The organism is Pseudomonas sp. SST3 (assembly GCF_003325755.1).
On record NZ_QORI02000001.1, the window covers coordinates 13848 to 33204 of the forward strand.

Annotated in this window: 20 protein-coding genes and 1 pseudogene; 14 read left to right on the forward strand and 7 right to left on the reverse strand. The window is 59.4% G+C overall.

The annotated features are described in order from the left end of the window. Window positions 1-4 precede the first annotated feature (4 nt). The 4 genes from ubiA (at window position 5) to DQ405_RS00085 (ending at window position 4602) form a co-directional block, all read left to right on the forward strand. On the forward strand, window positions 5-901 hold the full coding sequence (ubiA, locus tag DQ405_RS00070) for a 4-hydroxybenzoate octaprenyltransferase (RefSeq protein ID WP_168422358.1): 897 nt from the start codon (window positions 5-7) through the stop codon (window positions 899-901). Window positions 902-1037: 136 nt separating this feature from the next. Beyond that, window positions 1038-1727: a phosphate regulon transcriptional regulator PhoB gene (gene phoB, locus DQ405_RS00075; protein WP_168422359.1), complete on the forward strand. Its 690-nt coding sequence runs from the start codon at window positions 1038-1040 to the stop codon at window positions 1725-1727. Between the two features lie 134 nt (window positions 1728-1861). Next, window positions 1862-3163 carry a phosphate regulon sensor histidine kinase PhoR gene (phoR, locus tag DQ405_RS00080; RefSeq protein ID WP_168422360.1) on the forward strand — a complete coding sequence of 434 codons (1302 nt, stop codon included), beginning with the start codon at window positions 1862-1864 and terminating at the stop codon, window positions 3161-3163. A 98-nt stretch (window positions 3164-3261) separates the two neighbouring features. Next, window positions 3262-4602, forward strand: a complete 1341-nt coding sequence (locus DQ405_RS00085; RefSeq protein ID WP_168422361.1) for a hemolysin family protein — start codon at window positions 3262-3264, stop codon at window positions 4600-4602. A 77-nt stretch (window positions 4603-4679) separates the two neighbouring features. On the opposite strand, the gene DQ405_RS00090 is transcribed toward DQ405_RS00085, so the two are convergent. Beyond that, window positions 4680-5576, reverse strand: coding sequence for a peptidoglycan DD-metalloendopeptidase family protein (locus DQ405_RS00090; protein WP_168422709.1), 897 nt, complete (start codon window positions 5574-5576; stop codon window positions 4680-4682). Window positions 5577-5738: 162 nt separating this feature from the next. Then, window positions 5739-6653 (reverse strand): response regulator, encoded by a 915-nt coding sequence (locus DQ405_RS00095; RefSeq protein ID WP_168422362.1) that lies wholly within the window; start codon window positions 6651-6653, stop codon window positions 5739-5741. Window positions 6654-7327: 674 nt separating this feature from the next. Between DQ405_RS00095 and DQ405_RS00100 the strand changes: the two genes are divergently transcribed. From DQ405_RS00100 to DQ405_RS00120, 5 genes are read left to right on the forward strand one after another with little or no spacing between them, the layout of a single operon-like run. Beyond that, window positions 7328-8536: an ABC transporter substrate-binding protein gene (locus tag DQ405_RS00100; RefSeq protein ID WP_168422363.1), complete on the forward strand. Its 1209-nt coding sequence runs from the start codon at window positions 7328-7330 to the stop codon at window positions 8534-8536. 14 nt (window positions 8537-8550) lie between these two features. Next, window positions 8551-9351: an ABC transporter ATP-binding protein gene (locus DQ405_RS00105; RefSeq protein WP_168422364.1), complete on the forward strand. Its 801-nt coding sequence runs from the start codon at window positions 8551-8553 to the stop codon at window positions 9349-9351. Next, window positions 9344-10054: an ABC transporter ATP-binding protein gene (locus tag DQ405_RS00110; protein WP_168422365.1), complete on the forward strand. Its 711-nt coding sequence runs from the start codon at window positions 9344-9346 to the stop codon at window positions 10052-10054. The genes DQ405_RS00105 and DQ405_RS00110 overlap by 8 nt, the downstream gene beginning before the upstream one ends. Next, the gene (locus DQ405_RS00115) at window positions 10054-10941 is read left to right on the forward strand and encodes a branched-chain amino acid ABC transporter permease (RefSeq protein ID WP_168422366.1); all 888 of its coding nucleotides are present in this window, start codon (window positions 10054-10056) and stop codon (window positions 10939-10941) included. Before DQ405_RS00110 ends, DQ405_RS00115 begins: the two co-directional genes overlap by 1 nt. A 1-nt stretch (window position 10942) precedes the next feature. Next, on the forward strand, window positions 10943-11926 hold the full coding sequence (locus tag DQ405_RS00120) for a branched-chain amino acid ABC transporter permease (RefSeq protein ID WP_168422367.1): 984 nt from the start codon (window positions 10943-10945) through the stop codon (window positions 11924-11926). An 11-nt stretch (window positions 11927-11937) separates the two neighbouring features. Here the strand turns inward: DQ405_RS00120 and DQ405_RS00125 are convergent, their stop codons facing one another. From DQ405_RS00125 to DQ405_RS27045, 3 genes and pseudogenes are all read right to left on the reverse strand, one after another. Further along, entirely contained in the window at window positions 11938-12705 is a 768-nt protein-coding gene (locus DQ405_RS00125; RefSeq protein WP_168422368.1) for a ParA family protein, read from the reverse strand. A 92-nt stretch (window positions 12706-12797) separates the two neighbouring features. Continuing rightward, a pseudogene (thyA, locus tag DQ405_RS00130) lies at window positions 12798-13082 on the reverse strand (thymidylate synthase); the annotation flags it as partial. Between the two features lie 976 nt (window positions 13083-14058). Continuing rightward, window positions 14059-14490, reverse strand: coding sequence for a hypothetical protein (locus DQ405_RS27045; RefSeq protein WP_174824634.1), 432 nt, complete (start codon window positions 14488-14490; stop codon window positions 14059-14061). Window positions 14491-14575: 85 nt separating this feature from the next. Between DQ405_RS27045 and DQ405_RS00140 the strand changes: the two genes are divergently transcribed. Next, entirely contained in the window at window positions 14576-14854 is a 279-nt protein-coding gene (locus DQ405_RS00140) for a helix-turn-helix domain-containing protein (RefSeq protein ID WP_342030386.1), read from the forward strand. A gap of 1022 nt (window positions 14855-15876) precedes the next feature. On the opposite strand, the gene DQ405_RS00145 is transcribed toward DQ405_RS00140, so the two are convergent. Together DQ405_RS00145 and DQ405_RS00150 are read right to left on the reverse strand one after the other, a co-directional pair. Then, window positions 15877-16626, reverse strand: coding sequence for an MBL fold metallo-hydrolase (locus DQ405_RS00145; RefSeq protein WP_168422369.1), 750 nt, complete (start codon window positions 16624-16626; stop codon window positions 15877-15879). An 11-nt stretch (window positions 16627-16637) separates the two neighbouring features. Further along, window positions 16638-17072 (reverse strand): hypothetical protein, encoded by a 435-nt coding sequence (locus tag DQ405_RS00150; protein WP_168422370.1) that lies wholly within the window; start codon window positions 17070-17072, stop codon window positions 16638-16640. 195 nt (window positions 17073-17267) lie between these two features. Here DQ405_RS00150 and DQ405_RS00155 point away from each other — a divergent pair, with 195 nt between their 5' ends. The 4 genes from DQ405_RS00155 to DQ405_RS00170 are packed head-to-tail and all read left to right on the forward strand — an operon-like array spanning window position 17268 to window position 19301. Beyond that, window positions 17268-17597, forward strand: a complete 330-nt coding sequence (locus tag DQ405_RS00155) for an ArsR/SmtB family transcription factor (RefSeq protein WP_168422371.1) — start codon at window positions 17268-17270, stop codon at window positions 17595-17597. Continuing rightward, complete coding sequence (locus tag DQ405_RS00160; RefSeq protein WP_168422372.1) at window positions 17594-18025, forward strand: YeeE/YedE family protein; 432 nt, start codon at window positions 17594-17596, stop codon at window positions 18023-18025. Before DQ405_RS00155 ends, DQ405_RS00160 begins: the two co-directional genes overlap by 4 nt. A 9-nt stretch (window positions 18026-18034) precedes the next feature. Further along, window positions 18035-18460: a YeeE/YedE family protein gene (locus DQ405_RS00165; protein ID WP_168422373.1), complete on the forward strand. Its 426-nt coding sequence runs from the start codon at window positions 18035-18037 to the stop codon at window positions 18458-18460. 52 nt (window positions 18461-18512) lie between these two features. Continuing rightward, complete coding sequence (locus DQ405_RS00170; protein ID WP_174824635.1) at window positions 18513-19301, forward strand: sulfite exporter TauE/SafE family protein; 789 nt, start codon at window positions 18513-18515, stop codon at window positions 19299-19301. The last annotated feature ends 56 nt before the right edge of the window (window positions 19302-19357 follow it).

Consider the following 19357-nt stretch of genomic DNA (forward strand, 5'->3'; position numbering starts at 1 on the left):
GCCGATGTATCAGAAGCTTCTGCAATCGAGCAATCGCCTGCATCCGCGCGCCTGGGATTTCATCCAGCTGATGCGTCTGGATCGCCCGATCGGCACGTATCTGCTTCTATGGCCGACCCTCTGGGCGCTGTGGATCGCTGGCGAAGGCTCACCCAGCGTCAAAAATTTGGTGATCTTCGTCCTTGGCGTAATTCTCATGCGCGCCGCCGGCTGCGTCATCAACGACTTTGCCGATCGCAACTTCGACGGTCACGTCAGCCGCACCAAGAGCCGCCCGCTGGCTACCGGCAAGATCACAGTGAAAGAAGCCTGGACGCTGTTCGCCGTTCTCGTCGCCCTGAGTTTCGTTCTGGTGCTACTCACCAATGCGGCAACCGTCTGGCTGTCCTTCGGCGCGCTCGGTGTCGCGGCGCTCTATCCCTTCATGAAGCGCTACACCTACTACCCCCAGGTCGTGCTCGGCGCGGCCTTTTCCTGGGGCATGCTAATGGCGTTCACCGCCGAGCGTGGCGAGCTGCCGCCGGAAGCCTGGCTGCTGTTTATCGCCAACGTGGTCTGGACCGTGGGCTACGACACCTACTACGCCATCGCCGACCGTGATGACGATTTGAAGATCGGCATCAAATCCACCGCGATCCTGTTCGGTGAAGCCGACCGGGTGATCATCCTGACCTTGCAAGGTCTGGCGCTGTTCTGTCTGATTCTCGCCGGCGTGCGCTTCGAGCTGGGACAGTGGTTCCACCTGGGCCTGACGATTGCAGCGCTGTGCTTTGCCTGGGAATTCTGGACAACCCGCTCACGCAAGCCGCAGGTCTGCTTCAAAGCGTTTCTGCATAATCATTGGGCGGGGCTGGCGATTCTTGCCGGAATCATTCTGGATTACGCGACAAAGGCGAGTTAAGAGCTGGAAGCCGTGAGAACCGAGCCAGACAGCGTTTACTCCTGCTCCAGGCGTCAAGCTTCCGACTACTCTGTAACATCCCTGCAATATTTCCGTTATCTAATGCCGAGCGACAAGAAACGGACCGAGAGCGGACATGAACGGTAAATGCATACTGATCGTCGATGACGAAGCACCGATCCGGGAGATGATTGTGGTCGCCCTGGAGATGGCCGGCTACGAATGCCTCGAAGCAGATAACACGCAGCAGGCTCACGCGCTGATCATCGATCGTCAACCAGATCTGATCCTGCTCGACTGGATGCTCCCCGGCACTTCCGGCATCGAGCTGGCCCGACGCCTCAAGCGCGACGAAATGACCGTCAACACACCGATCATCATGCTCACTGCCAAAGATGCCGAGGACAACAAGATCCAGGGGCTGGAAGTGGGCGCCGACGACTACATCACCAAACCGTTTTCGCCGCGCGAACTGGTGGCGCGCCTGAAAGCGGTGCTGCGCCGCGCAGCGCCCAATGACACCGAGGCGCCCATCGAGATTGGTGGTTTGCTGCTCGACCCCATCAGCCACCGCGTCACGATCGATGGCACCCCGGCCGACATGGGCCCTACCGAGTACCGTTTGCTGCAGTTCTTCATGACCCACCAAGAGCGCGCCTACACCCGCGGGCAATTGCTAGATCAGGTCTGGGGCGGCAATGTGTATGTCGAAGAGCGCACCGTGGATGTGCATATCCGCCGCCTGCGCAAGGCGCTGGGCGACACCTATGAAAGCCTGGTGCAGACCGTGCGCGGCACCGGTTATCGTTTTTCCACCAAGAGCTGAACCGATCCGCCTCCGGGCCGCTATGGCGATGTGGTCGCCCAGCCGGTCACTCAGGGTCCGAACCGCCGAGCCTTGGCCGGCGTTGTACAGCATGATTTCCGGCCGGCCCCAAGCTGCCTCAAGGAGCGTTAGCGGTGAACCAAAACTGGCAAGGCGCGCTGGTGCGCCAGCTGCTTCTGCTGTTGGGCGGCGGCCTGCTGCTGGGCCTGATCACTGGCGAGTACGCCTGGGCCCTGGTCGTGGGTCTGATTGCCTATCTCAGCTGGACGCTGCAGCAAATGCGACGCTTGCTGCAGTGGCTCAAGCGCAACACACCGGACGACCCTCCACCGGACAGCACAGGGCTGTGGGGCGATATCTTCGACAACCTCTATCAGATGCAACGCCGAGACATTCGCCTGCGCGGTCAGCTGCAATCGGTGATCGACCGCGTTCAGGGCTCTACTACGGCACTGAAAGATGCGGTAGTCATGCTCGACAGCGACGGCAATCTGGAATGGTGGAACCCCGCCGCAGAGCGCCTGCTGGGTCTGAAGAAGCCACAGGATACCGGGCACCCGGTCGGCAATCTGATACGCCACCCAAGCTTCAAGGAATATTTCGACAGCGGTCGTCATGAAGAGCCTCTGGTGCTTGCATCACCGGTCAATGAGCGCCTCTGGCTGCAGTTCACCATCACCCATTACGGCAACAGTGAGCACCTGATGGTTGTGCGCGACATCTCCCGCCTTCATCAGCTGGAGCAGATGCGCAAGGACTTCGTCGCCAATGTTTCCCATGAGCTGCGCACGCCGCTGACGGTAATTTCCGGCTATCTGGAAACCATGCTCGAACACACCGATGAAATGCCACCGCGATGGCCGCGGGCGCTGAATCAGATGAACGAGCAGGCCGGACGCATGCAGCATTTGCTCAACGATCTGTTGCTGCTGGCCAAGCTGGAAGCCACCAGTCCCCCAGCCAACGCTCAACCGGTGGCCATCGCCACCGTGCTGCAGTCGATTAGGAGCGACGCCCAGGCGTTGTCGGCCGATCGCAACCATGACATCCATCTCGAAGCCGACCCCACCCTGCTACTCAAGGGAAGCGAAGCCGAGCTGCGCAGCGCCTTTTCCAACCTGGTGTTCAATGCGGTGAAGTACACCCCGGCCGGAGGCGAGGTTCGGATCCGCTGGTGGTGCAGCGAGCATGGCGCGCACCTGGCCGTGGAGGACTCGGGGATCGGCATCGAATCCAAGCACTTGCCGCGCATTACCGAACGCTTCTACCGGGTCGACTCGAGCCGCGCCAGCAATACCGGCGGCACCGGACTGGGTCTGGCGATCGTCAAGCATGTGCTGCTTCGCCATCACGGGCGTCTGGACGTTAACAGCACGCCGGGCAAAGGCAGCATCTTTACCTGCCATTTCCCACTGTCTCAGGCCACCACGCAGTGAGCTCCGGCTCTGGCCACTGATCGACGCCCTTATCGGCGCCTTGAATTTACCAGGGGACGGCCCCATTCTTGGGCCGTCATCCACTACCCGAAACCTTCATGGACCCCTCCCCTAGTTACGCTGCAACCTCCTACTTTGCCGATTTCGGCCTGATTCTTTTTGCCCTGCTCCTGGTTCTGCTCAACGGTTTTTTCGTTGCTGCAGAGTTCGCCATGGTCAAGCTACGCGCCACCAAAGTCGAAGCCATTGCCAAACAACACGGCTGGCGAGGACACATCCTGCGCAAGGTGCACTCGCAGCTCGACGCCTACCTGTCCGCCTGTCAGCTAGGGATCACGCTCGCGTCCCTCGGCCTCGGCTGGGTCGGTGAACCGGCCTTCGCCCACCTGCTCGAGCCACTGCTGGCGGCCGTTGGCGTGCAATCGCAGGCCGTGGTGCACGGCATCGCCTTCTTCACCGCGTTCTTCATCATTTCCTACCTGCACATCGTGGTTGGCGAGCTGGCGCCGAAATCCTGGGCGATTCGCAAGCCCGAGCTGTTGTCGCTGTGGACGGCCGCACCGCTGTACCTGTTCTACTGGGCCATGTACCCAGCCATTTATCTGCTCAACGCCAGCGCCAACGCGATCCTGCGCGTCGCCGGTCAGGGCGAGCCGGGGGGTCACCATGAACATCACTACAGCCGCGAGGAGCTGAAGCTGATCCTGCATTCCAACCGCGCGCTGGACCCGGCCAATCAGGACATCAAGGTGTTGGCCTCCGCCGTGGAGATGAGCGAGCTGGAAGTCGCCGATTGGGCCAACTCACGCGAAGACCTTCTGCAGCTGGAACATGACGCATCGCTGGCCGATATCCTCGACCTGATCCGCCGCCACAAGTACAGCCGCTATCCAGTGTTCGATACCGCACAGGGCGAGTACATCGGCCTGCTGCATATCAAGGATTTGCTGTTGGCCCTGGCCAGCGACGAACAGCTGGCGCAGCACTTCGACCTCACCGCCCTGCTGCGACCGCTGGAAAGAGTGCCCCGGCACCTGCCGCTGAATGCGCTACTGGATCAGTTCCGCCAAGGTGGTGCCCATTTCGTGTTGGTGGAGGAAGGCGACCACAAGGTGGTGGGTTTCCTGACCATGGAGGATGTGCTCGAGGTGCTGGTCGGCGATATCCAGGACGAGCATCGCAAGACCGAGCGCGGCATCCTCGCCTACCAGCCAGGCAAGCTGCTGGTACGCGGCGATACGCCGCTTTTCAAGGTGGAGCGGCTGCTGAATGTCGATCTCGACCACATCGAGGCGGATACCCTCGCCGGCCTGATCTACGAAACCCTGAAGCGGGTTCCAGAGGAAAACGAAGTCGTGTTCGCCGAGGATCTGCAGATTGTCATCAAGAAAATGCGCGGCCCGAAAATCGTACTGGCCAAGGTGCTGAAGCAGGACTAGTGGCAAGCCAATCAGCCAAGTGACCGATGAATCTCGGGCAGGCACTGCCGCTCAGGGCATGAAGCTTGACGCCAGCCTCAGTCGCCACCCACAGCAAAGTTCGGCAGGCTGTTGACTGGCTGGGAAAAGTCGAAGGGAATCGACTCGACGGCGAGGCCAACGTTGCGTTGGACCACGAAATGCAGATGCGGGCCGGTGCTGTTGCCAGTATTGCCGGATCGTGCGATGAGCGCCCCGGTATCGATTCGCTGACCCTCGCGAACTTTCACCGACCCCTTCATCAGGTGCAGGTAGACGCCCATGGTGCCGTCATCGTGCATGATCCGCACAAAATTGCCGGAGGGATTGTTGCCGCGTCCGCTCTGGCTGTTCTCTATCCGCACCACCATGCCGCCGCGCGCCGCGACGATCGGCGTTCCTTCGGGCATGGCGATATCGGCGGCGTAGCGACCCTTGGGCGTGAAGTGGCTGTACTTGCCGTTGGCGCCCTGAGTCAGCCGGAACGGACCACCTCGCCAAGGCAGCGGATAGCGGTAGGGTTTCGGCAGCAGGCGCGGATCACCCAGCGCATGGCGCAGCCTGGGCGTGTATCTCAGCGGCTTGCTCGGATCGAGCGGCGCCAGAGTCGCCAGGCGGATCTGACTGCGCGGCGGCAACACCCAACGAATCGGCTTGTCCGGTGCACCGGCGGCATTTTCAACACCGCTCAACTGAAGCTCGATATCCACCGGCGCGAATAGATCGTTGCGCACCAGCAAGGTCTCGCCTGCCGCGTGCTTGCGGGTTTCCAGCCTCACCTGGGCGTCTAGCGTCTCGACCATCCGGTCATTGAACGTAAACACGCGCGCGCCCGGTGCGGCCTGGTCGCTGTAGGTGACCACGCCGTTGGCGTCGGTGTACTTGTAGATGGTCAGGGCCGAGGCCGATGAGGCCAACCAGAACAGCCCGAGACAGAGAACGATGCGCCCCAACATAACGGCAGACTTCACGGTGGTTATGTATTCAGAAGGCGAGCAGCCTAGCAGCGCAACGGGGCATGCGCGAGCCACCGACCGTCGGCCTGTGAAATCGTTCCTTTCGGTGCTCTGCTTTTCGGATGATCGGCAGCTTAGGCGCTCGCCTGGATCGCGCCTCGGTCAGGCACCCGGTACGAAATGCCGCTGCGCGGTGCCGCGAGCAATCAATCGCGACAAGTAGTCGAGTTTCTGCGGGTCGCGGTCGACGAAACGGAAGGTCAGCTGCAGCCACTCGCTATCAGGTTTAGGCTCCAATGCCGCAACGGCGTGCAGATAGCCATTGAGACGGGCCACCTCGCCGGCCTCACCCTGCTCCAGATCGAGCACGGCGCTTTCCAGCACCTGCGGCAGGTTCTCGCCGCGCTTGACCACCAACAGGCCTTCCTTGAGGCTCAGCCCCTTGATTACACAGGCGAGCGTACCCGACGCCAGACGTAGCTGGCCCTGGCCACGGCCATTCTTGGACGCGGTGGGTTTGGGCGCTCCCGGCTGCAACAGCGGCGAGGCGAAAGCCGCTGCCGGGGAGCTGGCCGGTGCCGCGGCCGCAGGCTTGACCGCCGCTGCCCGGCCACCGGTCAGCGCAGAGAGCGAGTCATTAGCCATCCCGGTGCTGGTAGGCCGTACCGGGGCACTGGCGGCCAGTGCGTCGAGCTTGCCCGCGCGGCCCAGCGCCTTGCGCACCTTAGTGGTCAATTGCTCGTTGGAAAAAGGCTTGCCGATGAAATCGGACACGCCGGATTGAATCGCCTGCACCACGTTTTCCTTGTCGCCACGGCTGGTAACCATGATGAACGGCGTGGTCTTCAGCGCATCCTGGGCGCGGCACCAGGTAAGCAGTTCGAGCCCGGACATCTCGGGCATTTCCCAGTCGCAGAGAATCAGGTCGAAGCGTTCGCGATCAAGCATCTGCTGGGCCTTGCGACCGTTCACCGCTTCCTCGATGCGAATACCGGGGAAATGGCTGCGCAAGCCTTTCTTAACGAGATCCCGGATGAAGGGCGCGTCATCCACTACCAGCACATTGACCTTGCTCATCAAACGCTCCTGCCTGAAGAGTCGCCAGCATAGCGGTAGCTGCCAATTGAACAAAGCACAGCCGACCAACGTGGCACTTTGACTCCCCTTGGCCGGACGATCGCCATTCGCTTGGCGGCTCCGCCCTTGGGCGACGTTCGGCTGGCTCGAAATTCCGCCCCACGACAAGCACAGCCATGGCTGGGTGATTCGACTGCCGAGCCGAAACCGCAGGCACGCGGTAGTTTTTCAACGCCTGCTCAGCCCTGACGCGCGCGTCAAGCTCGCCTGCTGCATCGAACGGGCAAGCGAAACTGGATCCTTATCGCCTGATCGGCCAGTTGCGCCTGGCCGATCCCCTGCTACGTTTAGTTCTAAACAATAACTAGAAGAGTCGTATGCCAGGCCGAATGAGCACAGCCCCAGCGTCCAACGACTACCCGTGCCCCGACACGACGACTGACCTTTTTTCCGGCGCAATGCTCATTGCTGCCGCCCCCCGGATTTTCTTGTATGGCCCGTATCGCCGCCTGCGCCCGCAACCGTTAGCGCGGCACCCGTCGACATCCGATCGCTGCGAGGGCTGGCGGCCTCTTCTGCCTCACCCCCACGACCCCGTTACCCACCGAACCGTCCAGTCGTGGCGGCCCGTACGGGCCGCCCTGGAAGCGGTCAACCCTGCAAGGAGATAGGCGATGAAGCTTCTGGCAATTACAACGGCAGTACTGAGCGCAGCAGCCGCGATTCCCGCGTCGGCTGCGGAGATATCCGATGGCAAAGTGAAAATCGGCATCCTCAACGATCAATCCGGTGTCTACGCCGACTTCGGTGGCAAATGGTCCTATGAGGCGGCGAAAATGGCGGCCGAGGACTTCGGCGGCAAGGTTCAGGGCGCTCCCATCGAGATCGTGACTGCCGACCATCAGAACAAGCCGGATATCGCCTCCAACATCGCTCGCCAGTGGTACGACCGCGAGCAGGTCGACTCCATCATGGAACTGACCACGTCATCCGTGGCGCTCGCGGTGCAAGGCATCTCCAAGGAGAAGAAGAAAATCGATCTGGTCACCGGCGCCGCCACGGTGGAGCTGACCGGCAAGCAGTGCTCGCCCTACGGCTTCCACTGGGCGTATGACACCCACGCGTTGGCGGTCGGCACCGGTGGCGCGCTGGTGTCGCAGGGCGGCGACAGCTGGTATTTCCTCACCGCCGACTATGCCTTCGGTTACTCGTTGGAAGAACAGACCAGCGAATTCGTCAAAGCCAAGGGTGGCGAGATCAAGGGCGCCGTGCGGCACCCATTGGCGACCAACGACTACTCTTCGTTCCTCTTGCAAGCGCAGTCCTCCGGTGCCGAAGTCATCGGCCTGGCCAACGCCGGGATGGATACCGCCAATGCCATCAAGCAAGCCGCGGAATTCGGCATCGTCGCCAGCGGTCAACGTCTGGCCGCGCTGCTCTTCACCCTCTCGGAAGTGCACGGTCTCGGCCTTGAAGCCGCGCAAGGGCTGACCCTGACCGAGAGTTTCTACTGGGACCGCGACGACCAGTCCCGTGAATTCGGCAAGCGCTTCTTCGAGCGCACCGGACGGATGCCGAACATGGTTCACGCGGGGACCTATTCGGGCGTGATGCAGTACCTCAAGGCGATCGACAAGGTCGGCACCGATGAAACCGAGGCGGTTGCCAAGGCAATGCACGAGATGCCAGTGAACGATCTCTTCGCTCGCAATGGCAAGGTCGGCGCCAACGGCCGCCTGATCAGCGACGTCTACCTGATGGAAGTGAAGAAACCCGACGAAAGCAAGGAGCCGTGGGATTACTACAAGGTCCTCGCCACGGTGCCGGGCGATGAAGCCTATATCAAGCCGGCCGAAAGCGGCTGCGACCTGGCCAAGCAGTAAGCATGATGGCCAGCATGAGTGACACAACCGGGGAAGCTGCGGTCTCCCCGGACGCTGGTGAACAGCCCCGCGTCGTGCTGTCGGCGCGCGGGCTGCGCCGCGATTTCGGCGGATTCGTGGCGGTGAACAACGTCGATCTGGACGTGCATCATGCCCGCGTCCATGCGCTGATCGGGCCCAACGGCGCGGGCAAAACGACGGTGTTCAATCTCCTGACCAAGTTTCTGCAGCCTTCGAGCGGCAGCATCAGGCTGCTTGACCAGGACATCACCCGCACCGACCCGGCTAAGGTGGCCCGCATGGGCCTGGTGCGGTCATTCCAGATATCCGCGGTATTTCCGCATCTAAGCGTGTTGGAAAATGTTCGCGTGGCGCTGCAGCGGCCCGGCGGACTGGCCACCCAGTTCTGGCTACCGCTGCGCTCATTGAACAAGCTGAACGACCATGCCATGGCGCTGATCGAGTCGGTCGGCCTGCAGGATGACTACAACAGCCCGGCCGCAGACCTTTCCTACGGCCGCAAGCGCGTGCTGGAGATCGCCACCACCCTGGCTCTGGAACCCAAGGTATTGCTGCTGGATGAACCGATGGCGGGAATGGGACACGAAGACGTACACATCGTCTCGGACCTAATTCGCGAAGTTGCTCGCAGCCGAGCGGTGCTGATGGTTGAGCACAACCTGAAGGTCGTCGCTGATCTCTGCGATCAGGTGACCGTCCTGCAGCGCGGAGAGATCCTCACCTCCGGTGATTACCGCAGTGTGAGCCAGGACGCACGCGTGCGCGAAGCCTATATGGGGACGGAAGATGAATGATGCGACCCCGCTGTTAAGTGTTCGCGAGCTCAATGCCTGGTATGGCGAAAGCCACGCCTTGCATGGCATCGACCTGGACGTCCATCAAGGCGAGACCGTGACGCTGCTCGGCCGCAACGGTGTAGGCAAGACCACGGCGCTGCGCTCGATCATGGGGATCATCCGCAAACGGACCGGCACCATCCAGTTCGATGGCCACGACATGATGCGCGTGCCACTGCATCGAGCCGCCCATACAGGGATGGGCTTCGTGCCGGAGGAGCGCGGCATTTTTGCCACCCTGACGGTGGACGAGAACCTCAATCTGCCGCCGATCATCGCCAAGGGCGGCATATCCACGAGCGAGATCTACGATTTATTCCCCAACCTCAAGGAGCGCCGCAACAGCGCCGGCACCAAGCTTTCGGGCGGTGAACAGCAGATGCTGGCGATCGCACGGATACTGCGGACGGGGACAAAACTGTTGCTGCTGGACGAGCCCACTGAGGGCCTGGCGCCAGTGATCGTCCAGCGCATCGGAGACGTGCTGCAGTCGCTCAAGCAGCGCGGCATGACCATCCTGCTGGTCGAGCAGAACTTTCGCTTCGCCAGCAAGGTCGCGGATCGTTTCTACTTGGTTGACCACGGGCGGATCGTCGATAACTTCCATGTCAGCGAGCTGCCGGATCGCATGACGATACTCAACGAAACTCTGGGGGTCTGATGACGGAGATCTTCGGCGTACCTATCCAGGCGTTTCTCGGGCAGCTACTGATCGGTCTGATCAATGGCTCCTTCTACGCCATGCTCAGCCTCGGTCTGGCGATTATTTTCGGCCTGATCAAAGTGATCAACTTCGCCCATGGCGCGCAGTACATGATGGGCGCCTTCGCCGGTTATCTGCTGCTGGCGGTTCTGGGCATCGGCTACTGGCCGGCGCTGATTCTGGCACCGCTGATTGTCGGCCTGGTCGGCGCGGTGGTCGAACGGCTGGCGCTATCACGGCTGTATAACCTCGATCACCTTTACGGTCTGTTGTTCACCTTCGGCCTGGCGCTCGCGCTGGAAGGCGCCTTTCGTTACTTCTACGGCTCGTCCGGCCAACCCTATGCGGTGCCGAGCCTGCTGTCGGGCGGCTACAACCTCGGATTCATGTTCCTGCCCAAGTACCGCGCCTGGGTCGTGCTGGCGTCGCTATTGATCTGTTTCAGCACCTGGCTGCTGATCGAGAAGACCAAACTCGGCTCCTACCTGCGGGCCGCCACCGAGAATCCTACATTGGTGCGCACTTTCGGCATCAACGTGCCCTTGTTACTGACCTTTACCTACGGGCTGGGCGCCGGCCTGGCGGGACTGGCCGGGATTCTCGCAGCGCCGATCTATCAGGTCAGCCCGTTGATGGGGTCGAACCTCATCATCGTCGTATTCGCCGTGGTGGTGGTAGGCGGCATGGGCTCGATCTTGGGAGCAGTCATCACCGGTTACATGCTCGGAATCCTCGAAGGGCTGACCAAGGTGTTCTACCCCGAGGCATCCAATATCGTGATCTTCGTGGTCATGGCGATTGTGCTGCTCGTGCGCCCTGCGGGCTTGATGGGAAGGGATGGCTGACATGCAGCAAACGACCGCAATATCCGCAGCAAAGCGAAAGCGCTGGAATGTCGAGACGATCCTGATCCTCATCGGTGTCGTCGGGCTGGTCCTGGCGCCCCTGCATTTCTACCCCGTGTTCCTGATGAAGGTGATGTGCTTCGCACTGTTCGCCTGCGCCTTCAATCTGCTCCTGGGCTATACCGGCATTCTCTCGTTCGGCCACGCGGCGTTCTTCGGCGGCGCCGCCTATTTCACCGCCCATGCGGTCAAGGAGTGGGGGCTGACGCCGGAGTTGGGCGTTCTGGTCGGCGTGGTAGGCGCCGCGTTGCTGGGGTTGGTGATCGGTTTTCTGGCGATCCGAAGGCAAGGCATCTATTCGACGATGATCACCTTGGCGTTGTCGCAGATGTTCTTCTTCTTTTGCCTGCAAGCCCCTTTCACGCACGGCGAAGACGGCATCCAGGGCATTCCGCGCGGCCATCTGTTCGGCCTGATCGACCTGAAAGAACCGCTGAACATGTACTTCTTCGTGCTGACGGTGTTCCTGCTCGGCATGTTGGCGATCTGGCGAATCATCAATTCGCCCTACGGCATGATCCTCAAGTCGATCCGCGAGAACGAGAGCCGGGCGATTTCCCTTGGCTATTCCGTGTCCCGCTACAAGCTGGGCGCCTTCGTCATGTCAGCAGCCCTGGCTGGCCTGGCAGGCGGCCTGAAGGCACTGGTGTTCCAGTTCGCCACGCTCACCGACGTGAGCTGGCAAATGTCCGGCGAAGTGGTGCTGATGACGCTGCTGGGCGGGATCGGCACGCTGGTGGGCCCGGTATTCGGCGCGGCGCTGGTGACCACGCTGGGCAATTATTTTGCGACCTCGGAACTGCCGGTCACGCTGGTCACCGGCATCATCTTCATGGTCTGTGTGTTGATTTTCCGCCGAGGCATTATCGGCGAACTCTATGCGTCACGCCTGGGCCGCAAGATCGAGGGCTCGCGTACGGAGTGATCGAGCTCAGCTCAAGCTTCGAGATAATCGTGCAACGCGACGAATTGTTGCGTCAGCTTATGCCTCGGGTCGAAATGGATCAGTGGCATGCAGACCTGATGCGACTCGCGCATTCGCACCGAACTCATCAGGTGTACCGGCAAAACAGGCAGTCCCTCCGCCAGCAGCTCGTCGATCATCTGTTGCGGTAGCGCCGCCCTTGGCTGGAACTGATTGACCACGATGCCTTCGACTTTCAGCCCTTCGTTATGGTCTTCCTGCAGCTCCGCGATTTCTTCCAGCAGGCTGTACAGGGCCTGACGGGAGAAGCTGTCGCAGTCGAAGGGAATCAAGCAGCGGTCCGCGGCAATCAATGCAGACACGGTAAAGAAATTCAGCGCCGGTGGCGTGTCCAGATAGATCCGCTCGTATTCTTCGGAAAGGTTTTCCAGAAGTTTTCGCAACTTGTTGATCTTGTGCCTGGCTTCAAGCTTGGGCTGCAGATCGGCCAGCTCGGCCGTCGCGCTGATAAGATCCAGATTCTCAAAGCGCGTTTCGGTGATCGGCGGCCGCGCCTTCTTGCCCGCTGCGCCGCCGGCCAGCACCTGCTTGAAGAAATCTGCGATGCCAGTGGGCAAATCATCGCCCGCTAGACCAGTGAGGTAATAGCTGGAATTGGCCTGCGCATCGAGGTCGACCAACAGTGTCCGGTAGCCCTGTGCCGCACTCACCGCGGCGAGGTTACAGGCGATGCTGGACTTGCCGACCCCGCCCTTCTGATTGAACACGACCCTGCGCATGCCACAGCCCTCAAAAATCCCTGGGCGGTCGAGTCTATACGGCAAATATGACAATCAGGTGATACACCAGAAAAAAACGACCAGCGCATCACTCAGACAGCGACGGATGCCTTGATGTGCGGGTGCGCTTCATACCCCACCAGTTCGAAATCCTCGAAGCGGAAGGCGAACAGATCCTTCACAGCGGGATTGAGCTTCATTGTCGGCAGCGGCAGCGGCTCGCGGGTCAGCTGCAGGTCGGCCTGTTCCAGATGATTGGCATACAAGTGGCAATCCCCACCGCTCCAGATGAACTCACCCGGCTGCAGATCGCAGACCTGCGCGACCATCAACGTCAGCAATGCATAGCTGGCGATGTTGAAAGGCACGCCAAGGATGTTCATCACCCCAGAATACCGCTCACAACGCCTAATAAACTGACTTCCAGACCATATTTTTATATGTGCATTAAATATGTGCATGGTATGACCGCAACTCCCATACTGTAAAAATAGCCAGTCCTATGCAAGGGATTTCGTTGCGTGCGGCCAAGCCTTGGGGCTTCACTCATTATCATCGCAATATCGTTAAAGATGCTTCTCGTGCTGTGCTTCTCCTCTGATGGCTCAACGGCCCCGAGGATTCGCGTTCTTACCTTTGGCCCTGGGGCTCCGCCTCGGCTCCAGTCATGTGCGAGATTTGTTTTCTCGTTCAATAATCTTGACTGCATCTTCGTCCTCGCCGAATCGTTTCTTAAGAGTGCTGAACGACTCGAGAAGATTCTGCATGTGCTCGTTCGGTGGTTCGGAGAGATCATGGTTGCTGCACGTTCCTCCGCACATCTGCCAGCTTAGGCAAAAGCTCCGTGCGCACTGACTGAACCAGTTCCTCAAATTCGCTTTCAGTGAAAACCCTACGCATGCCGGCATCGTCCAATGCGAGTACGTCCTCACACACATGCTGGATATGAGCCGAAGCACTTGCTCATGGGGCCATGAAGCTAAAGGTGAATCCGTTAGTTTGAGTTGCAGCTTTAGGAAAACCAGTGCACAACATCGGGTGTATCAGAAATAAAGGCGTCGAAATCGAACTCGACAGCACTGTGACAGGCCATGTTCAATCGAGGGAATTACTTGGAGCGCCGTCCGGCAACCAGGCTCCTTAATGAGCGGATTTGCGGCTCATTCAGACGCGAGTCTCAGTTGGTGGCCGCGCGACGCGCTTAGCAATGCTCATCCTTCGCTAACCGAGAACAACCCTGATTCACCGCGCTACGACTACTTAGGTGACGGACATCTCGACTGCAGGCTTAATTCAGGCTGGCACCGACTACCCTGAAGGAGTGCCGCAGCGAGACTGCTAATGCCCGTGCAGTTAAGGGGTCGTTGAACAATAGATTTGAGCGCGCCCTACATCAACCGAGCTGATGTGATCTCTATCCGAGTAGACAACCCCTGACGCGGTTCTAAGGTCATAGCCCAATACGTTTTCATCGGTATCGGAGATGCGAACCAGCTCAGCAAGCGGTTCCATCTGCCATACGCCGGATCCATTAAGGCGAGAGGGAGTGATGACCTGCACGTCCTCTATCTTGGCTTTGGCAGCGATACCTTCAAGCATTTGTTCCAGCTCTGCCTCGGACGCTACAAGGTACATCGTTCTCCAGCTAGCATTACCTTTGCCTATATTAAGGGTTACGCAAAACCAGGGACGATGCTGCTCGAGCTCAACAAAACGCCACAACTGATAGGGTTCCCCAAATATAGGCACAAGCGGGATTTCAGCATGCCGGTGGGTGGTGAACATCAATGATCTCTATATTTAAGCTATACACAGCATAGCTCATTCAGCTTCGAAAAGGCTTCATCGTTCCTTTTGCGAGGCAGCAAAAGTGGAACTGAATGATGCGCTTGGGCTGGTGATTAAGGAGCTTCGGCGACAGAGGGAATTACCTCAGGAAGGACTGGGACCTAGTCAGAGCTACATCAGCGCGATTGAGCGCGGCAAGTGGAAGCCATCGTTGGAGAAGATAGAGCAAATCGCAGCAATTTTGTCGGTTCATCCCGCTTCCTTGCTTATCCTGGCCTATCTAAGACAGGCACCAGCGGGAGAGGCGGATCAGATCCTCAGCTGCATCCAAACTGAAATCCAGGAGCTACGATCTACCTGAAAGCGGCTCGGTGGCATTACCTCCGCAGTGACGCTTTGATCGGTGATCCTTGGCTCGCTGCCCAAGGAACCGCCTGATAGCTCCATGGTAACCTTGGTGAACTCCGTGACTCGCTTCCCGCCGAAGGGCTGTGCCAATGGACCAAAACAATAGAAATCAGATTGAGAGCCTTTGAGCATCAGCCATCGAGGCTGCCATTGAGAGGACTAAATCCATGGCTGAACTCAGCGATAGCGAAATGGACCGTGACGAGGAAATGATTCCTAAGCTCGCAGCGGCCGCCACGCATGCTGCTTACCTACGTTCAGTTGCGGCAGGCCATACCCTGCTAATAGCGAAGAATGGTGTACTTGTTCGGGTTGAGCGGGACGGTTCGGAGATACCGCTCCGCGCATTAAGTGCCAAGCATAGGGTGAAACCTGGGGAGGTTTTCCGCATAAAGCAACTATCTAGTAGCTAGCAAGAATGTGGTAAGAGATGGCTCTTGTCGCTTGACAGTAGTTGCCAAAAAGCAGCCGCAATGGAGATATCTTCATTCTGTAGCCGGAGCGAGTGGCGCTTATCGTGCACTTCGGGTACGCAGGGTTTGCCGTTCAGAGATTTACGTCCTTGCACAATGACGGCGTTTAGCTAAACAAGCCGTGCGTGAGAAATCATCAGATACGGTCGGCCTGGTTGTTGGAGGATCTATCCGGCTCGCTCCGACTTGGCGCCAGGTTTCTGCCCGCCGGTGTTTCGCTCTCCGGAGGGCGCTTCGATCGAAGATGGGTTTTCCTCGTCCAGCTGACAGATCTTGCAGTTCTGGCTATCTGGCCGATTGGTTTCGACATAGCGAACGCGACGGCTTGCAGACTGCCGGTCTGCACTCACGCGAAAACGGGGTCGATCAGGGTTGTTCATATTCAAAGCCTCGTGTAGCGAGATGGATGCTTGAGCCCTGCCTGTCCTTCCGGAACGGTTGTTCGTTTTAGCGGAACCGTCAGGGGGCTCCAGGCGCTGATACTGGCTTGGCATGACGGTGGTCAGCCCTGAGGGCTGTGCTCAACCTGTTCGCAATAGCGACGGAGATTATCCGTAAGGTCGGGTGGGCATACACCGCACTGGCGATTTCCGGGCACGGCATGATCAATGAACTTGGGATACGGCAAGTTCAACCCCGCCATGATTTCCTTGAATCGCTCCAGGGATATCGCTTCGCCTAGCCGAGGGTTGCGCTGCTTTTCCTGAGCGATGGTAGAGACTCGACGACTACTGTAGTCATGGCCGGGATAGACCAGAGTGTCGTCTGGCAGTGTGAAGAGCTTGTTTCTAACACTGTGAAACAGGTCATCGGCACTGCCGTTCTGAAAATCGGTCCTGCCGCAGCCGTCGATGAGCAAGGCATCACCGCTGAACAGGCGATTCCCTAACAGATAGGCGAAGTGCCCATCGGTGTGCCCCGGTGTATGCAGGGGCGTGAACTGCAGACTGCCAAGTATGAAAGGAACGCCTTCTTCGATACCCACATCCGTGCAGGGCAATCTATCGATTGCTGGCCCCGCAATGCGGCAACCCGTCCGCTTCTTCAGCTCCAACGCGGCGGTAATGTGATCGGCATGTATATGGGTGTCCAATGTGAACGCCAGATTCAAGCCCAGCTCGGCCAGCTCGGTCAGGTCGCGGTCCGTTGCTGAAATAACCGGATCGATGAGGACGGCTTGCCGGGTGTTCTCGCACCCAAGCAAGTAAGTGTAGGTGGACGACACGGGCTCGAACAGCTGGCGGAATATCATAATGGTCTCGGCTAGTGGTGAGTGCTCAGCGGTGCCTGTTCCAGGGCACCTAGCAATTCATATTTTTCCTGATCAATCTCGCCTCGCGTGCGAACACCCAGGCGGCGCAGAATTGCCAGCGGTGGGCACCATCCCTGCAGGCCGTGTTGCAGAAGAAACGGCAGCACGACGCCAGGCAACAGGAACCACTTTCTATTCACCGTAAGTCCAAGCACTAGCCCGGACAGCGCAAGTGAGGAGGCATTGACCTCGAGTACACGCTCGACGTCCCACTCACGGTCAAGGACATCGATGCGCTGAAGAATCGCGCTTCGCCCCATCGCGCTGAATCGACGAATGTTCTCGTCGGTTTGGCGATCGATTTCCTGGTTAACAGGTTGGGACGTTGAGCGGCGGACCCGGTCCGCCTGGTCATGGTTCGTACTGTTTTGCTGTATCGATGACATTTCGATCTCCTGATTCGCGCCGACGGGTGGCGCTGCGGGGTGAAGAGCCAAAGCGATGCTGCACTTTTTTAGGGACTGTATTGGACGCGGAGTTCCGACCGGGCATCCGCTGTCTCTGCCCATACGTAATATTGAAATATATATAGATAAAGTATATTGTCAAATCTACCTGACACACTGAAGAAAAAGACCTTTATGGCAGATCTCGATATCGAAACGCTTCGTCGCAGCGCCACGGATGCCTGCGGTTTATTGAAGGCGCTGGGGAACCCTGACCGTCTATTGTTGCTGTGCCAGCTGACCCAGGGTGAGTACTGCGTGGGTGATCTCGCTAGTGCGACGGGCGTTGAGCAACCGACCTTGTCTCAACAGCTCACGGTCCTGCGTCACAATGGCTTGGTCAGCACGCGACGCGTGGGCAAGCAAGTTCACTACAGCATCGCCAGCCATCAGGCGATGGAAGTCATGCAGGTGCTTTACCGGCTTTACTGCCAGCACCCAGAAATCGAGGACCCATCGAAATGACGATCGACTGGGCAAATTTCACACCGTGGTCTTCGTTCGCCGGAGGCGCGCTTATCGGTCTCGCTGCGACCCTGTTTATCCTGCTGAACGGGAGAATCGCGGGCATTAGCGGTGTGATTGGCGGGTTGCTGCGGCCAGCCAAAGGTGATGTGTTCTGGCGTGTTTCATTCATCGCCGGACTGGTCATCGCACCGGTGCTGTTTCAGGCGGCTTTCGAGCAACCAGACATTGAGATTAGTGCGAGCACCTTGACTCTGATTGCTGCCGGATTGTTGGTCGGCGTCGGCACACGGTACGGCTCCGGTTGCACGAGCGGGCATGGCGTATGTGGATTGTCGCGACGGTCGCCGCGCTCGCTGGTCGCGACGGCCGCGTTCATGGCCAGCGGCTTTCTGACCGTGTTCGTCATCCGTCACTTGCTGGGCTGAGGAGTTGCCATGAAATTGCTGAGCGCATTTGTAGCGGGGCTGGTTTTCGGCCTGGGCCTGCTCCTGTCAGGGATGGCCGACCCATCCAAGGTGATCGCGTTTCTCGATCTGGCCGGGGCGTGGGACCCCTCGCTCGCGTTCGTCATGGGCGGTGCGATCATAGTCGCCAGTATCGGCTTCTTCTTCGCGTCAAAACGATCCCGGGCGGTGCTGGGAGATGTCATGCGGATGCCTACCGCTACTCGGATAGATCGCCGTCTCGTACTGGGTAGCCTGGTATTCGGAGCGGGTTGGGGGCTGGCCGGTTATTGTCCGGGGCCGGTAGTAGCGTCGCTCTTGAGCGGCCGGAGCGAGCCACTGATCTTTGTCATCGCGATGCTGGCGGGCATGACGCTATACGAGCTGCAGACGCGCTTTTCGGGCAAGCCGCAGTGATCGGTTGCACTCTAATTCGCGAAGCCAAGGCGTGCGAAAGAGAACGGTGCCGATGATTATTGAAATGGGGCTCGGACTATCGGTCGGAGTCGTCTTGGCGCTGACCGGTGCCGGTGGCGGTATCCTCACCGTACCGTTGCTTATATTCGTGGTTGGCCTCGACCTGCCCCAGGCTGCGCCAATCGGCCTGATGGCGGTCGGCCTTGCCGCATGGGTCGGCGCGATGGTCGGACTACGGGACGGTATTGTCCGTTACAAGGCCGCGGCGCTAATGGCCTGCTCCGGTGTGCTGCTCGCCCCTGCCGGGGTCTGGGTGGCTGGGCGGGTAGCGCACGATATGCTCGCCCTACTGTTTGCACTGGTGATGTTCTGGGTCGCGTTCAGAGCATTCAGGCGTCCGCCGACCGATGATTCGGCCCGAAAAGCGGTTCCATGTCGGCTGAATCCGCAGACCGGCCGCTTTCATTGGACCTACCGCTGCGCGGCAATCGTCGCAGCATCCGGCACCTTGGCGGGTTTCCTCTCGGGATTACTGGGCGTAGGCGGTGGCTTTGTTCTGGTTCCCGCACTGAGCCGCTTCAGTGACCTCCCTATGCGCTCGATCACGGCAACGTCTTTGGCCGTCATAGGCCTCGTATCGGTCAGCGGCGTGTCGTCTTCGGCCTTAGCGGGGAACATCGACTGGGCGGTGGCCATACCCTTTTCGGTGGGTGCGGTTGCTGGCATGTTAATGGGTCTTCTGATCTCCGCCCGATTGCCCGGACCACTGCTGCAGAAAGGTTTCGGTCTGATTGCAATCATTGCTGCCACTGCTCTGGTAATCCAAAGTCTGGGCCAGTGAGGCACGGAGCGATAGTTGCTAGTTTTTTCCCCTAGCGGGTGGAAACTCGCGGTCCT

Excerpts from the sequence above, each read along its gene's own strand:
- ubiA (WP_168422358.1), top strand. The coding sequence starts at position 5 with ATGTATCAGAAGCTTCTGCAATCGAGCAATCGCCTGCATCCGCGCGCC.
- phoB (WP_168422359.1), top strand. The coding sequence starts at position 1,038 with ATGAACGGTAAATGCATACTGATCGTCGATGACGAAGCACCGATCCGG.
- DQ405_RS00085 (WP_168422361.1), top strand. The coding sequence starts at position 3,262 with ATGGACCCCTCCCCTAGTTACGCTGCAACCTCCTACTTTGCCGATTTC.
- DQ405_RS00090 (WP_168422709.1), bottom strand. The coding sequence starts at position 5,576 with ATGTTGGGGCGCATCGTTCTCTGTCTCGGGCTGTTCTGGTTGGCCTCA.
- DQ405_RS00095 (WP_168422362.1), bottom strand. The coding sequence starts at position 6,653 with ATGAGCAAGGTCAATGTGCTGGTAGTGGATGACGCGCCCTTCATCCGG.
- DQ405_RS00100 (WP_168422363.1), top strand. The coding sequence starts at position 7,328 with ATGAAGCTTCTGGCAATTACAACGGCAGTACTGAGCGCAGCAGCCGCG.
- DQ405_RS00105 (WP_168422364.1), top strand. The coding sequence starts at position 8,551 with ATGAGTGACACAACCGGGGAAGCTGCGGTCTCCCCGGACGCTGGTGAA.
- DQ405_RS00110 (WP_168422365.1), top strand. The coding sequence starts at position 9,344 with ATGAATGATGCGACCCCGCTGTTAAGTGTTCGCGAGCTCAATGCCTGG.
- DQ405_RS00115 (WP_168422366.1), top strand. The coding sequence starts at position 10,054 with ATGACGGAGATCTTCGGCGTACCTATCCAGGCGTTTCTCGGGCAGCTA.
- DQ405_RS00120 (WP_168422367.1), top strand. The coding sequence starts at position 10,943 with ATGCAGCAAACGACCGCAATATCCGCAGCAAAGCGAAAGCGCTGGAAT.
- DQ405_RS00125 (WP_168422368.1), bottom strand. The coding sequence starts at position 12,705 with ATGCGCAGGGTCGTGTTCAATCAGAAGGGCGGGGTCGGCAAGTCCAGC.
- DQ405_RS27045 (WP_174824634.1), bottom strand. The coding sequence starts at position 14,490 with ATGTTCACCACCCACCGGCATGCTGAAATCCCGCTTGTGCCTATATTT.
- DQ405_RS00145 (WP_168422369.1), bottom strand. The coding sequence starts at position 16,626 with ATGATATTCCGCCAGCTGTTCGAGCCCGTGTCGTCCACCTACACTTAC.
- DQ405_RS00150 (WP_168422370.1), bottom strand. The coding sequence starts at position 17,072 with ATGTCATCGATACAGCAAAACAGTACGAACCATGACCAGGCGGACCGG.
- DQ405_RS00155 (WP_168422371.1), top strand. The coding sequence starts at position 17,268 with ATGGCAGATCTCGATATCGAAACGCTTCGTCGCAGCGCCACGGATGCC.
- DQ405_RS00160 (WP_168422372.1), top strand. The coding sequence starts at position 17,594 with ATGACGATCGACTGGGCAAATTTCACACCGTGGTCTTCGTTCGCCGGA.
- DQ405_RS00165 (WP_168422373.1), top strand. The coding sequence starts at position 18,035 with ATGAAATTGCTGAGCGCATTTGTAGCGGGGCTGGTTTTCGGCCTGGGC.
- DQ405_RS00170 (WP_174824635.1), top strand. The coding sequence starts at position 18,513 with ATGATTATTGAAATGGGGCTCGGACTATCGGTCGGAGTCGTCTTGGCG.